General features: G+C 44.1%; 12 protein-coding genes. 4 read left to right on the plus strand and 8 right to left on the minus strand.

Features of this window, described 5'->3' with window-relative positions; all coding sequences use genetic code 11:
* Window positions 1-110 precede the first annotated feature (110 nt).
* The 4 genes from tpx to ADG03_RS06275 all read right to left on the minus strand — a co-directional run bounded on the left by tpx (window position 111) and on the right by ADG03_RS06275 (window position 3,187).
* Window positions 111-605 (minus strand): thiol peroxidase, encoded by a 495-nt coding sequence (gene tpx / locus ADG03_RS06260; protein ID WP_049473113.1) that lies wholly within the window; start codon window positions 603-605, stop codon window positions 111-113.
* Window positions 606-684: 79 nt separating this feature from the next.
* Window positions 685-1,614: a metal ABC transporter substrate-binding lipoprotein/fibrin-binding adhesin FimA gene (gene fimA / locus ADG03_RS06265; protein WP_049473112.1), complete on the minus strand. Its 930-nt coding sequence runs from the start codon at window positions 1,612-1,614 to the stop codon at window positions 685-687.
* An 11-nt stretch (window positions 1,615-1,625) separates the two neighbouring features.
* The gene (locus ADG03_RS06270; RefSeq protein WP_049473111.1) at window positions 1,626-2,468 is read right to left on the minus strand and encodes a metal ABC transporter permease; all 843 of its coding nucleotides are present in this window, start codon (window positions 2,466-2,468) and stop codon (window positions 1,626-1,628) included.
* Entirely contained in the window at window positions 2,465-3,187 is a 723-nt protein-coding gene (locus ADG03_RS06275; protein WP_049473110.1) for a metal ABC transporter ATP-binding protein, read from the minus strand. The genes ADG03_RS06270 and ADG03_RS06275 overlap by 4 nt, the downstream gene beginning before the upstream one ends.
* Before the next feature lie 148 nt (window positions 3,188-3,335).
* On the opposite strand from ADG03_RS06275, the gene ADG03_RS06280 reads away from it, so the two are divergent.
* Window positions 3,336-5,231 carry a M13 family metallopeptidase gene (locus ADG03_RS06280; RefSeq protein WP_049473109.1) on the plus strand — a complete coding sequence of 632 codons (1,896 nt, stop codon included), beginning with the start codon at window positions 3,336-3,338 and terminating at the stop codon, window positions 5,229-5,231.
* Between the two features lie 305 nt (window positions 5,232-5,536).
* Here the strand turns inward: ADG03_RS06280 and ADG03_RS06285 are convergent, their stop codons facing one another.
* Window positions 5,537-6,859, minus strand: coding sequence for a DUF1958 domain-containing protein (locus ADG03_RS06285; protein ID WP_053090707.1), 1,323 nt, complete (start codon window positions 6,857-6,859; stop codon window positions 5,537-5,539).
* 165 nt (window positions 6,860-7,024) lie between these two features.
* On the opposite strand from ADG03_RS06285, the gene ADG03_RS06290 reads away from it, so the two are divergent.
* The 3 genes from ADG03_RS06290 (at window position 7,025) to ADG03_RS06300 (ending at window position 12,216) form a co-directional block, all read left to right on the plus strand.
* Complete coding sequence (locus tag ADG03_RS06290; protein ID WP_049473107.1) at window positions 7,025-9,001, plus strand: peptide ABC transporter substrate-binding protein; 1,977 nt, start codon at window positions 7,025-7,027, stop codon at window positions 8,999-9,001.
* A 123-nt stretch (window positions 9,002-9,124) separates the two neighbouring features.
* Window positions 9,125-11,626, plus strand: a complete 2,502-nt coding sequence (gene leuS, locus ADG03_RS06295) for a leucine--tRNA ligase (RefSeq protein ID WP_049473106.1) — start codon at window positions 9,125-9,127, stop codon at window positions 11,624-11,626.
* Between the two features lie 176 nt (window positions 11,627-11,802).
* Window positions 11,803-12,216 carry a YjdF family protein gene (locus ADG03_RS06300; protein ID WP_049473105.1) on the plus strand — a complete coding sequence of 138 codons (414 nt, stop codon included), beginning with the start codon at window positions 11,803-11,805 and terminating at the stop codon, window positions 12,214-12,216.
* Window positions 12,217-12,271: 55 nt separating this feature from the next.
* Here ADG03_RS06300 and ADG03_RS06305 read toward each other — a convergent pair whose 3' ends face one another.
* The 3 genes from ADG03_RS06305 to cbiM are packed head-to-tail and all read right to left on the minus strand — an operon-like array spanning window position 12,272 to window position 14,774.
* A complete protein-coding gene (locus tag ADG03_RS06305; RefSeq protein WP_049473104.1) occupies window positions 12,272-12,997 on the minus strand; it encodes an energy-coupling factor ABC transporter ATP-binding protein in 726 nt (241 codons plus the stop codon).
* A 12-nt stretch (window positions 12,998-13,009) separates the two neighbouring features.
* Entirely contained in the window at window positions 13,010-13,798 is a 789-nt protein-coding gene (locus tag ADG03_RS06310) for an energy-coupling factor transporter transmembrane component T (protein ID WP_049473103.1), read from the minus strand.
* Entirely contained in the window at window positions 13,791-14,774 is a 984-nt protein-coding gene (cbiM, locus tag ADG03_RS06315) for a cobalt transporter CbiM (protein ID WP_049473102.1), read from the minus strand. Before cbiM ends, ADG03_RS06310 begins: the two co-directional genes overlap by 8 nt.
* Between the last annotated feature and the right edge of the window lie 281 nt (window positions 14,775-15,055).

A 15,055-nucleotide genomic window follows, 5' to 3' on the forward strand; every position in this document is an offset into this window, starting at 1 on the left:
ACTAAGTCATGGAACTTCCTAGAAGTTCGCTGACGTCCGTACTCACTAAAGGAAAGGTTCTGAACAGATTTTGTAGATATAGAAAAGAGGTCGCAGACCTCTTTTTATGTTTATCCAAGTGCTTTGACAGCTTCGATTGCAGCGTCATAATTGGGTTCGCTGTTGATGTTGTCTAGGTACTCAACGTAAGTCACCTTGTTGTCTGCATCTAAGACCAAGACAGCGCGCGCAAGCAAGTGCCATTCATTGATCAAGAGGCCATAAGCCTTCCCGAAGGAATGGTCGTAGTAGTCTGAGAGCATGATAGCATTGTCGAGTCCTTCAGCAGCGCACCATTTACCTTGAGCAAAAGGAAGGTCGACAGAGACCGTCAAGACGACAGTGTCGTCCAAGTCCGACAAGGTCTTGTTGAAGTGACGTGTTTGCATCGAACAAATCCCTGTGTCGATGGATGGGATGATGCTGAGGACTTTTTTCTTGCCAGCAAAATCAGCTAAAGATTTCTTTTCAAGAGCTGGAGTGATCAATGAAAAATCATGAGCCATTTCCCCTACTTGAAGTTGAGATCCGGTAAAGGTAACAGGGTTTCCTAAAAATGTTGCCATAAAAAGACTCCTTTTTTTGTTTTTATTGTACCGCAATACCGGAGGAGGGGCCACTGATTTGTTTAGAAATCTGAAGGGGCTACTGACTCAAACCTTCTGCGATCTTGTCTAAGTTCCACTTCATCATGCTGTAGTAGCTATCGCCCTTTTCTCCTTCTTTGGCAATGGAATCAGTGAAGATCTTTGCATAGATTGGGATGTCGGTATCTTTAGACACAGTTTTCATAGGACGTTCATCGACACTGGATTCAACAAAGAGGGCAGGCACCTTGGTTTGACGGAGCTTTTCTACCAGCGTTTTGATTTGGTCAGGTGTGCCTTCTTCTTCCGTATTGATTTCCCAGATATAGGCAGATGGGACGCCATAGGCTTTGGAGAAGTACTTGAAGCAACCTTCGCTGGTTACGATCATCTTCTTGTCTGCTGGGATGTTATTGAATGCTTGCTTGGCTTCTTGGTCGAGCTTACTGAGTTTTTCAGTATAAGCAGCTAGATTCTTTTCGTAGAAGTCCTTGTTTTTCGGATCTTTGGCGATCAATTGTTTGGCAATGTTTTTAGCGTAGATGATCCCGTTTTCGAGATTGAGCCAAGCGTGAGGGTCTTCTTTTCCAGCTTGGTTTTGGCCTTCTAGGTAGATGACGTCGACTCCCTCGCTCACTGCGAAATAATCCTTGTTTTCTACTTTATTGGCATTTTTGACCAACTTGGTAAACCAAGCATTGCCACCGGTTTCGAGGTTGATGCCGTTGTAGAAAATCAGGTCTGCTTGTGAAGTTTTTTTGACATCTTCTGGGAGCGGTTCGTATTCGTGGGGATCTTGACCGACAGGGACAATACTGTGGAGCTCGATTTTGTCCCCGGCGATATTTTTGGTGATATCTGCGAGGATGGAGTTGGTGGTGACCACTTTCAATTTGCCAGAAGCTCCAGAAGAAGCCCCCTTGCTACAGGCTAGAAGGCCAAATAAGAGCGCCACAAAGAGGGCGAGGAAAGAAGCGATTTTTTTCATGTGTTTCTCCTTTAATGAGATGAAAGAGCGTGCCTGTTCTTTCTTTGCTTAGGAGCTATAAAGAAGCTGATGAGAAAGAAGACGGCAGAAGTGAGGACAATACAAGACCCGACGGCGATGTTTAAGCTATAACCAATAAAGAGTCCCAAAATGGATGCAAGAGCACCTAAGCTAGAGGACAAGAGCATCATGGACCAGAGGCTATTGGCATAGAGATAAGCCGTCGCAGCGGGTGTAATAAGCATGGCGACGATGAGAATGGTTCCGACACTTTGCATAGCAGTAACAGAAACCAAGGTCAAGAGCACCATAAGGAGGTAGTGGTAGACCTTGACCCGGACGCCCATGGATTGAGCCAAAACCGGATCAAATGAAGTGAGCAGCAAGGGGCGAAAAAGCAGGACAATCACCAGCAAGACCGCCACCCCAATACCGATGGTCATCCACATATCCTGGTCTTGCACGGCCAAGATATTCCCAAAGAGGATGTGGAAAAGGTCGGTGGAACTTTTTGCGACTCCAATCAGGATGACTCCTAAGGCGAGGAAAGAAGAAAAGGTAATCCCTATCGCTGTGTCGCTCTTGATGATGGAGTTGCTCTTGATATAGGTGATAAGGATGGAAGCTAGAAGCCCAAAGACAATGGCGCCAATAAAGAAATTGATACCAAGGATAAAGGACAGGGCCACCCCTGGAAGGACTGCGTGCGAGATAGCATCTCCCATGAGAGACATGCCTCGCAAAATAATGAAGCATCCGACCGCACCGGCGACGATCCCAATGGCAATAGCTGTAATGAGAGCGTTTTGGAGGAAATGAAATTGTTGTAATCCATTGATAAATTCTGCAATCATCTGATTTCACCTCCTATAAAGAGTTCATGCCCGTAGGCTGCATGCAGATTCTCTTTGGTAAAGGTTTCCTCCGTTTTTCCGAAGGCAATCAGCTTGCGATGAAGAAGCAGAACTTGATCAAAATAAGCTGGAACCTTGCTGAGATCGTGATGGACGATCAGGATGGTCTTGCCTTCCTTTTTCAGGGTTTGGAGTGTCTGCATGATGATGTCTTCGCTAACGGAGTCAATTCCAGCGAAGGGCTCATCCAAAAAGATGACATCTGCTTCTTGGACCAAGCAGCGGGCGATTAGAACCCGTTGGAATTGCCCTCCTGAAAGCTGGCCAATCTGGCGATCCGCTAGATCAAGGAGATTGACAAGTTTTAGGGCATCTTCCACCTTTTGGAGATCCTCTTTGCTTTTTCTCTTGAAAATAGAAAGATGGGGGTAGAGGCCCAGTGAGACACACTCTCGCACCGTGATGGGGAAGTGGAAATCAATAGCTGTCTTTTGTTCGACGTAGGCCACTCGTTGAAGAACTTGGCCGAGATCTTTTTGATCGAGCAGGACTTTTCCCGAATGAGGGAGAAGTCCTAGCATAGCCTTGATCAGGGTTGATTTTCCAGCTCCGTTGGGGCCAAGAATTCCTAGGATGGTTGGCCCCTGGATGGTGAGGGAAAGATCCTCCAAGGCTAGTGTTTGCTGATAAGCAACACTTAGATGTTCAATTTGAATCATGATTTTGCTCCTTTACCATTAATATACATAAATAAAAAAATTAAGTCAAGTTAATTTTTAAAATAATTTAGATTAACTTACTTGTAATCATTGAAAAAAGTTCCTATTTTTGATAAGGTTAATAGAAAAGAATGAAAGCGAGAAGATCATGGTACGTTTACAAGATGATTTTTATGATTACGTCAATGGGGAATGGGCTGAGACAGCTGTGATTCCTGATGACAAACCGTCAACTGGTGGTTTTATGGACTTAGATCGAGACATCGAAAACTTGATGTTGGATATCACTGGGAAATGGCAACGGGGAGAAGAGCTGCCTGAAGACAGCATTCTGCAAAACTTTGTCAAATACCATAAAATGGTGGCAGATTTTGATGCGCGAGAAGCAGCTGGTGTAGCACCAGTCATGCCCTTGATCAATGAAATCAAGGCCTTGTCTTCTTTTGAAGACTATACCAGCAAGTTAGGCACCTATGAACTAGCTGGCAAACCAAATCTCATGCCATTTAGCGTGTCACCAGACTTTATGAATGCCCAAATGAATGTCTTGTGGGGAGAGTCTCTTGCTCTCATCTTGCCAGATACAACCTATTATGAAGAAGGCAACGAAAAAGGCCCAGAATTACTGGCTATCTGGCGCCAAATGATGGAAAAACTCTTACCTAAATTTGAATTCTCAGAGGCAGAAATCAAGGATATCCTGGATAAGGTCATTGCGGCGGATGCAGAATTGGCCAAATATGTTTTGTCAAATGAAGAAAGATCAGAGTACAACAAACTCTATCATCCTTATGAGTGGGCAGATTTCAAGGCCTTGGTCCCAGAATTGCCACTCGATGCCTTCTTTACTGAAGTGATCGGACAAACACCAGATAAAATCATCGTGCCAGAAGAGCGTTTCTGGAAGGAATTCGCACCAAAATACTACTCGGCAGCCAACTGGGAAACCATTCATGCCAAATTGAAACTTGGTGCAGCTTTAGATTGGACGTCTTTCTTGACGGAAGAAATCCGTGTCTTGTCTGGTGAATATGGACGGATCATCACGGGGATTCCAGAAGCACGTCCGAAAGAAAAAGCCGCTCTGGCCTTGGCAGAAGGACCTTATAGCCAAGCACTTGGACTCTGGTATGCGGGAGAAAAATTCTCACCAGAAGCAAAAGCAGACGTAGAGCATAAAGTAGCGACCATGATTGACGTCTATAAGGAGCGCTTAGAAAAAGCAGACTGGCTCGCTCCTGAAACTCGTGAAAAAGCCATTGTCAAACTCAATGTCATCACACCACATATCGGCTACCCTGAAAAATTACCAGAAACATACGCCAAAAAGATCATCGACGAAAGCAAGACCTTGGTTGAAAATGCTCAAGCCCTTTACGAAATTTCCATTGCCCATACTTGGAGCAAGTGGAACCAACCGGTTGATCGAAGCGAATGGCACATGCCAGCCCACCTGGTCAATGCCTACTATGATCCGCAACAAAACCAAATCGTCTTCCCAGCAGCGATTTTACAAGCACCTTTCTATGACCTTCACCAATCATCATCAGCCAACTACGGCGGAATCGGTGCAGTCATTGCCCATGAAATCTCCCACGCCTTTGACACCAATGGAGCATCCTTTGACGAGAACGGTAGCTTGAAAGACTGGTGGAAACCAGAAGATTACGAAGCCTTTACCGCTCGGACTCAAAAAGTCATCGATCAGTTCGAAGGCCAAGATTCTTACGGTGCCAAGATTAACGGGAAATTGACCGTTTCTGAAAACGTGGCAGACCTCGGAGGAATCGCTGCAGCCCTTGAAGCGGCTAAGAAAGAGGAGGATTTCTCAGCAGAAGAATTCTTCACCAACTTTGCCCGCATCTGGCGCATGAAAGCCCGGACAGAGTACATGCAACTTCTCGCAAGTGTCGATGTCCACGCACCAGGAAAACTCCGTACCAATGTTCAGTTACCAAACTTTGATGAATTCTTTGAAACCTTTGATGTCAAAGAAGGCGACGGCATGTGGCGCGCACCAGAAGACCGTGTGATCATTTGGTAAATCAAGATACTAAGCCCGTAAAAAAAGCGAGAAGAAAATAGGAGATTGACCATGTGGGCCATACCCACCAGTCAATCTCTCTTTTTCTCGACGCTTTTAGGGCGAGTTCAATTTCGCGGAACTAGTTTCGTTGATCAAAGGAAGTAGTCTCGATTCGAGAAAGAAAGAGATTAGTTCATTAATAGAGGCTGTTGAACATATAGACAGCCATACTCCCATAGTAACCTTATCTGAGTTATAAAATGTGACTAAAAAAGAGTCGGGACAGTTTTTCTGTCTCGACTCTTTTTTAGAATGTGGTACCATTATTTTCTTCTTTTTGGATCGGTTTGTTTAAAGATCAGGTATAAAATTCCGGCAGGCAAGAAGCAGAAGAGCCACATAACATCGAGTCCCTTGCTTTTACTGCTAGAGGTCGTTGCTTTAGACTCACTGACGGCCACTCCCGGTTTAATGCTTGGAGATACCTGTTGCAAGCCGTTCTGGACGACTAGGCGGTTATTTTCTAGTTTTAGCGCTGGCTTCGTCCCCTTCTTAACGGTCGCATAGAAGTCTTGCTTCAAGTGAATTGTCTTCCCGTCGATGGTATGATCGCCTGCAGAGAGGATTTTTTTATACTGGTAGTCTGCGAACATTTTCTCAGCCAAGGTATTCCCGATTTGATTGCGGTAGCTTTCGGCGATCTCGACATCGTAGTTCCCAACCCCCAAAATCACTTCGATAATCCGCTGTTTACCCCGCTTGGTTGTCGCGGTGTAGTTGTAGTCAGCAGTCGGGCTGGATCCAGTTTTGAGTCCATCTGTTCCTTTAAGGGCGAATTTTCCACCTTCGAGGGAAGTGTTGTAATTATCGTAGCTTTGCTCGTAAGGGGTTCCTTCCATGATCGTAGTATGAGCTTGCTTGGTGTATTCCAACATTTCTGGCAGGTCGTTTACGATGTGATAAGCCAGAATAGACATGTCCCGCGCTGTGATTTCGTTATTGGCATTGACGTCGTAGCGCTGAGGATTGTAGTAGCCCTGAAGGACCGAAATCATCGCCCCATTTGGATTGTGCCATTTGGTATGGCTCATCCCCATTTCTTGTGCGTACTGATTCATTAAGTCCAAAAACTTATCGGGATCATTGTCAGTAACGGCGTTGGCCAGCATAATCACGGCCGCACTGGAAGATGGAACAAAGAGCATCTTGATCAATTCAGATACTTTGTAGTCAACACCAGCTACAATAGGTGAGTTACTTAACAGATTGTTTTCCGAGATGGCTTGGTCTGCCTCTGTTGCTGTAACCACGGTATCATATTTGATCTTGCCTTCTTTGAGGGCCCGAAAGACTACATAGGCACTCATGAGTTTGGCCATGCTTCCTGAGTCCCGGACCGTGTCGATATTGTCTCCGTACAATATAGCTCCAGTATTGGCGTCGATGACGATGTCAGCCTTAGGCTTGTAAAAATCATCCAATACCAGTCCAGCATCAGCTGCGATTTTCATGACATCTTCTTGCTGGTAGATGTCGTCCGCAAAGGCAGTGGAAATAGGGCCTAATGTCAAGACTCCTACAAGGAGGGACAAGAGGCTGTGTTTTAGTCGTTTGTGTAAATGTCTCACATAATTCATAGATTCCATTATATCATACAGGCCAGAGATTCAACTTGAAAAAATTCTAGAAAAAGTAGAAATTGAAAAAATAAAGAAAAAATAGAATAATTTCGCAGTAAAAGCGTTTACATTTCCCTAGAAAGTGCTATAATTTAAATTGAGTATAACATTTTTTACAATGAGGTGATTTATATGAACAAAGGGAAGGTACTCTTAGCTACCAGCGCTCTGCTTTTATCAGCTGGTGTACTGGCAGCCTGCTCAGGAGGAAAATCTAGTAGCTCTGGTGGTCAGACATTTAGCTATGTCTATACCCAGGATCCGGATACACTCGACTATTCGATTTCTAATAAAAAATCGACTTCCGAGTTTACAGGAAATGCGATAGATGGCTTGTTGGAAGTGGACAAGTATGGGAATTTGATCCCATCGCTTGCTAAAGACTGGACTGTTTCCAAGGATGGCTTGACCTATACTTATAAACTCCGTAAAGGGGTCAAATGGATGACTTCTGAAGGGGAAGAATATGGAGAAGTCAAAGCCCAAGACTTTGTCACAGGCCTCAAACACGCGGCAGACAAGAAATCACAAGCGATTTACTTGGTCCAAAAATCTGTCAAAGGCTTGGATGATTATGTTTCAGGGAAGACATCTGATTTCTCAACTGTTGGTGTGAAAGCTATTGACGATTACACAGTCCAATATACCTTGAGCCAACCAGAAAGTTTCTGGAATTCTAAGACTACGATGGGGATCTTGATGCCGGTTAACGAAGAATTCCTGAAATCTAAAGGAGATGACTATGGTCAAGGGACTTCTCCATCTAGTATCCTCTACTGCGGTCCTTATTTGATCAAGTCCATCACTTCTAAATCTTCTGCGACCTTGGAAAAGAACCCAACATATTGGGATGCGGATAATGTCAAGATCAGTAAAGTCAAGTTGACCTATTATGATGGACAAGATTCAGAATCCTTGATCCGTGGATTTGATAAAGGCGACTATACGGTTGCCCGTGTCTTCCCAAGTGGCTCTAACTATAAGAGTGTAGAGAAGAAGCACAAAGACGATATCGTCTTTAGTGACCAAGGTTCCTCAACCTACAACCTTTCCTTCAACATTGACCGTCAGTCTTATGAAATTACAGCCAAGACCACAGATGCTCAAAAGACTTCAACTAAGAAAGCAATTTTAAATAAAGACTTCCGTCAAGCCATTATGTTTGCCTTCAACCGTAAGGCATATGTAGCTCAGGCGAACGGGGAAGCTGCTGCCAATAAGGTCATCCGTAATACCTTTACGCCACCAAACTTTGTTCAAATCAATGGCCAACAATTTGGGGATGCAGTAGAAAAAGACTTGGAAGCTTATGGGGATGAATGGAAAGGGGTCTCTGTCGCAGATGGAAAAGATACCCTCTACAATCCAACTAAGGCCAAAGAAGAGTTTGCCAAAGCTAAGGCAGATTTGCAGGCTCAAGGAGTTGAATTCCCAATTCATTTGGACCTTCCAACTTCTTCAACTTATACAGAAGGAATCAAACAAGCCCAATCCTTCAAACAGTCGATCGAGTCAACTTTAGGAGCAGAAAATATTGTTATTGATCTGAAAATGATCTCAGATGATGATCTTCAACGGGTCACCTACTTTGCTGAAAATGCTTCGCAACAAGACTGGGATTTGAACAATAACTTGGGTTGGGGACCAGACTATACGGACCCATCTTCTTACATCGACATCACTAGTGGTAAATCTGGCGAAAATGCCAATGCCTACTTTGGATTCGATGCTGGTACGGATAATGCGGCCGCAAAAGCAGCTGGTTTTGATGAATATGATCAGTTGATTGAGGATGCTCAAAAAGAAACCACAGATGTGAACAAGCGTTACGAAAAATATGCTGCGGCTCAAGCTTGGTTGACCGATAGTGCCCTCTTGATTCCGATCCATTCAGATGGGGCTTCTCCAGGCGTCCGTAAGACTGTGCCATACTCTGCAGCCTTTGCTTGGACAGGCCACAAGGGTCAATCCTTCAACTATAAATATTTGGAAGTTCAAGACAAGGTCGTATCGGCAAAAGACTACGACAAAGCGCGTGAACAATGGAAGAAAGAAAAAGAAAAATCCAATAAAAAAGCGCAAGAAGAACTTGAAAAGCATGTAAAATAGACTTTTCTTGAAGAAAACAGGAAAGACAGGTCCCATATGGGACCTGTCTTTTTCTTTGTCTGAACCTTTAAAAATCGCCTAAAAATGGTATAATAGGAGCATCACGAAAATTGGAGAGACGCTATGAGTTTTTACGATCATAAAGAAATCGAGCCTAAGTGGCAAAAATACTGGGCTGACCATCACACCTTTAAGACAGGAACAGATGCTTCAAAACCTAAGTTTTATGCATTGGACATGTTCCCTTATCCATCTGGAGCGGGTCTTCACGTAGGACACCCAGAAGGTTACACAGCGACTGATATCCTCAGCCGTTTCAAACGTGCCCAAGGCTACAATGTCCTTCACCCAATGGGATGGGATGCCTTTGGTTTGCCTGCAGAGCAATACGCTATGGATACAGGGAATGACCCAGCGGAATTCACAGCAGAAAACATTGCTAACTTCAAACGCCAAATCAATGCGCTTGGCTTCTCTTACGACTGGGACCGTGAAGTCAATACGACAGATCCGAACTACTACAAGTGGACACAATGGATCTTCACTAAGCTTTACGAAAAAGGCTTGGCCTATGAAGCGGAAGTGCCAGTCAACTGGGTTGAGGAACTAGGAACAGCTATCGCCAACGAAGAAGTTCTTCCAGATGGAACATCTGAGCGTGGTGGCTATCCGGTTGTCCGCAAACCAATGCGCCAATGGATGCTTAAAATCACGGCCTATGCGGAACGTTTGTTGGCGGACTTGGATGACCTTGACTGGCCAGAGTCTATCAAGGACATGCAACGCAACTGGATTGGGAAATCAACTGGTGCCAATGTCACCTTTAAAGTAAAAGGAACAGACAAGGAATTCACCGTCTTTACGACACGTCCAGATACTCTTTTTGGTGCGACCTTCACTGTCTTAGCGCCTGAGCATGAACTAGTAGATGCTATCACGACACCTGAACAAGCTGAGGCTGTATCTGACTACAAACACCAAGCTAGCCTTAAATCAGACTTGGCTCGTACAGACCTTGCTAAGGAAAAAACAGGGGTTTGGACTGGTGCTTATGCCGTCAACCCTGTCAATGGTAAAGAAATCCCAATCTGGATTGCGGACTATGTTCTTGCCAGCTACGGAACAGGTGCTGTTATGGCCGTACCTGCCCATGACCAACGTGACTGGGAATTTGCTAAACAGTTTGGTCTTCCAATCGTAGAAGTACTTGAAGGTGGGAACGTTGAAGAGGCTGCCTACACAGAAGATGGACTTCACGTCAACTCTGACTTCTTGAACGGTCTCAACAAAGAAGAAGCGATTGCTAAAATCGTGTCTTGGCTAGAAGAAAAAGGCTTTGGTCAAGAAAAGGTTACCTACCGTCTCCGCGACTGGCTCTTTAGCCGTCAACGTTACTGGGGTGAACCAATCCCAATTATTCATTGGGAAGATGGAACTTCAACAGCTGTTCCAGAAAGTGAATTGCCACTTGTCTTGCCAGTGACCAAGGACATCCGCCCTTCAGGTACTGGGGAAAGCCCATTGGCCAACTTGACAGACTGGCTGGAAGTGACTCGTGAGGATGGAGTCAAAGGTCGTCGTGAGACCAACACCATGCCACAATGGGCAGGTTCAAGCTGGTATTACCTCCGTTATATCGATCCACACAACACTGAGAAATTAGCCGATGAGGACCTCCTCAAACAATGGTTGCCAGTCGATATCTACGTGGGTGGTGCAGAACACGCCGTGCTTCACTTGCTTTACGCTCGTTTCTGGCACAAATTCCTCTATGATTTAGGTGTCGTTCCAACTAAGGAGCCATTCCAAAAACTCTTTAACCAAGGAATGATCTTGGGAACTAGCTACCGTGACCACCGTGGTGCTCTTGTGGCAACTGACAAGGTTGAAAAACGTGACGGTTCTTTCTTCCATGTGGAAACAGGAGAAGAGTTGGAGCAAGCGCCAGCTAAGATGTCGAAATCTCTCAAGAACGTGGTCAACCCAGACGATGTGGTGGAACAATACGGTGCGGATACCCTTCGTGTCTATGAAATGTTCATGGGACCACTCGATGCTTCCATCGCTTGGTCTGAAGAAGGTCTGGAAGGAAGCCGTAAATTCCTTGACCGTGTGTACCGTTTGATCACAAGTAAAGAAATCGTTGCGGAAAACAATGGCGCTCTAGACAAGGTTTACAACGAAACTGTTAAGGCTGTTACAGAGCAAATCGAGTCTATGAAATTCAACACAGCCATTGCTCAACTCATGGTATTTGTCAATGCGGCGAATAAGGAAGACAAACTCTATGTGGATTATGCCAAAGGTTTTATCCAATTGATCGCTCCATTTGCACCTCACTTGGCAGAAGAACTCTGGCAAACAGTGGCAGCAACAGGCGAGTCTATCTCTTATGTGGCTTGGCCAACATGGGACGAAAGCAAATTGATTGAAGACGAAATCGAAATCGTCGTTCAAATCAAAGGAAAAGTCCGTGCTAAACTCATGGTCGCAAAAGACCTGTCACGCGAAGAATTGCAAGAAGTTGCTCTCTCTGACGAAAAAGTCAAAGCAGAGATTGATGGCAAAGAAATCGTGAAAGTGATTAGTGTCCCTAATAAGCTTGTTAATATTGTTGTGAAATAAATTTAAAAGTCCTTCAGAGTTCAGCTCTGGAGGACTTTTTGTATTGCTATATGCTATAATAGTCCCAACTAAGATAAAAACACAGTTCTGGTTGGTAGTCCAGACGTAGGCAAGCCTATCAGTAACCTTCCTCCTTGGTTGTCCATTCTTAGGGATAGATTTAAGGAGGTGCTGTCGTGGAAACAATTTCAATTGGATTGACAGTTTATTTTGAAGATGGATTTTGGCATGGTTTGTTCGAACAAGTGTATCGAGAAACTTATCAAGTTTGTCGTGTGACATTTTGTCAGGAGCCAAAAGATGATGAAATTCTAGAGATGTTACAGACTCAGTTTACTCATTTATCTTTTAGTCCAGAAGCTACAGTTAAGCAACATGTAAAAATCAAGAATCCTAAACGATTACAGCGAGCTGTGAAGAAACAAGTAAAGAAGAAAATTTCTTCCAAGTCGAAAGAACTATTGCAGTTGCAGTATGAGGAAAGGAAAAAGATTTCAAAACATCAATCTAGTGTCCAAAAGCAATTGCTCAAACAAGAGAAATTCGAACGCAAACAGCAAAAACGAAGAGACAAGCATAAAGGACATTAACCCTTATCTCTTTCATCAAAAAAAGCTTCGGTAGGAAGAATCCTACCAAGGCTTTTTAACATGTCGAAAACGATTGTTGAATATCTGGATGATGTTCCCAATCAGCTCGATCGTAGCTGCCTGTAATGGTGTGCTCTTCAGAAAAGAGCAGAACCCGTTCCACAATCGGAGCGATTTGGTCGAAATGGTGGGAGGAAATCACAATTGTTTTTCCTGCTGTTTTGAGATCTTGGAGTAAGTCGACGATCAGTTTTTGGTATTTGGGGGAGAGGCCGTTAAAGGGCTCATCAAATAGCAAGAGACTAGGATTCATAGTGAGGACACTGGCGATAGCGACTAGCTTCTTCTCCCCTCCGGAGAGATGGTAGGGAATGCGATCTCTCAGGTGTTCAATCTCTAAAAGAGCGAGTGTATCATTGACGCGTTGGTCGATTTCAACTGCAGCTAAGCCGAGTTGACGTGGGCCAAAAGCGAGTTCATCATAGACGCTTGTGTTGAATAGTTGCGTATCGCTATTTTGAAAAATAAGCCCGACTTGTTGAAATAGCTGACCAGCACGATGGGGATCTTTTAAGAAAGTGTCATCTATCGTCCAATCCTTAAAGTGGTAGTGACCAGAAGACAGGGGTAAAAGTCCAACTAGAATTTTGAAAAGTGTGGATTTTCCTGCTCCATTCGGTCCCATCAAAGCGATCGTTTCTCCTTGCTTGATCTGTAGTTGGATATCGTGGATTCCAATCTCATCTGTGTAGTGGTAATTTCCATCTTGAATGGTAATCATAGGCTATCCTTTCTAACGGAGTAGAGTGGTGACGGCGATAAGGAAGACTAATTCCAGTAGTAAAAGGCCATCTTCTTTTTTCCAACAGAAGGGCTCTTTTTGTTTCCTGTCCATGCCATATCCTCTCAGCAACATGGCCTCGTAGACCTCTTTGGTATGGTTCTTCGTTGAGAGATACAAGAGACCTAGCAGAGAACCAAAAAGATGGAGGCTCACTTTTTGACCAACAGTCCTAAGTTGCACACACTCAATTTGTTGGTGAAGGTGTTTTCCCAAAATATAACTATATTTTAGCGTAATATCAATGGTCTGGACAAAGGTCTTTGGGACATGCAACTGCCTTAGGGCCTCCACCAGTTGGATGCTTGTGGTAGTGGCTAAAAAGAGAGAAATATTGAGGACAATGACCCCCGCACGCAACAAAAAGAGTCCACCGTTTTGAAATCCTTGAAATAAGATACTCGGTAAAATCACAATGGCAGAGAAAAGAAGGACCTTGACGAGGACTTTAAACAGGTGAAGAAGGGTTTCTCCCGGCAGCATGGCAATGTGAAGTAGTAAGAGTATACCGAGGATCCAGAGCTGGATCGTATGGTGGGCTGTTGTAATAAGAATGGCTAGGGTTAAAAAGTAAACAAGCCGCATCCAAGAGGAAGTTTTGGCCTTGAATGCGGGTGTCGTTTGTTTCATTTTGCCAAGAAAATGGCGCAATGTGTGAAGGTTCATTTGTAAATAGTGATGGCTTTTTGAAGCTTCTAGAGTCGCTTGCTCTTGAAGGAGCCAGTCAGGAAGTTTACGCATGAGAAGTTTTTGCTCCGTTTATTGATCTAATCATTTTGCTAATGATATAGAAAATGAGAACAGCTGTAATGGCTGATAGAATATAGCCAATCGCAATTTTAGTTCCAGGAATGGTGTAATCACTGAACAAGGCTTCAAAAGAAAAACCATTTTTGATACCAGCTGGAACTTTCCCTTTGAGCAAGGATCCTAATTCTTCAGAAGACCATTCTCCGAAAGCTGTACCATCTGCCAGGAGACCGAGAGGGCTCAAAACGATCAGCCCCAAGAGGACCCAGCGGATTTTTTTGACAAATGAAGTCGTATTTTTGCTACTTGGTGTATACAATTCAGCTGGGGCTACTTGTTTGACAAAGCGGTAAATCACATAGGTGAAGAAGGCTTCGACCCAGCCAGCTACCACAAGATGGGCAGCCATCATGGCAGGAATCGTGACTTCTAATCCATAAGGATTGTAGAGAGGTTGTCCAGCTTCGGATGCAATCAAAGGTTGCAGTCCAAGTTCTATCCCTGTTAAGAGAGCTGCGGCGTTGATAGCGACATAGGACCCCACGATCACTCCAAGAGATTCATGATGGTGTTTGCGGAACCAACTGTAAATCCCATAGCCGATAAAAGGCATGGCAACGGCCATATTGAAGATATTGGCTCCAAGGGCTAAGATTCCTCCATCTCCAAATAAGAAGGCCTGGAGGATCAAGGCAACAGATAAGGCAAGGGAAGCTGCATAGGGACCAATCAGGATGGCCAGAAGAGCACCACCGACAGCGTGTGCCGTTGTCCCCCCTGGAACTGGAACATTAAACATCATTAACAAGAAGGATAAAGAGGCTGCAACGCCAAGCATAGGGGCCAACTCTTTATTTTCCTTTAATTGAACTTTGACTTTGGCAATGGATACGCCAATCGCAGGGGCAGCCGCTACAGCTAAGAGGGCACAACTTGCAGGACTCAAATAATTATCTGGGATATGCATCGCAAATACTCCGATCTTTCTATCATATAGTTAACAGATTACCACATCGTAAAACCAAGTGTCGTTACAAAAGGAGTTTAACATTTGTTACTATTATAGCGAATTTTTGACCGTATTCCAAAGAAGTTTGTGTAAAAGGAGTAAAAAGTCTGGTCATTTGGAGCTGTGCAAGAATCCTTTGAAGAGCCACTTGTCAAAAAAATACTATTTCTATATCGAAATAGTTGACAGATGTAACAGGCAGTGGTACAATGAATTTGATATTTCGATATAGAAATAAA

It is taken from the genome of Streptococcus parasanguinis (assembly GCF_001069785.1).
GTDB lineage: Bacteria > Bacillota > Bacilli > Lactobacillales > Streptococcaceae > Streptococcus > Streptococcus parasanguinis_T.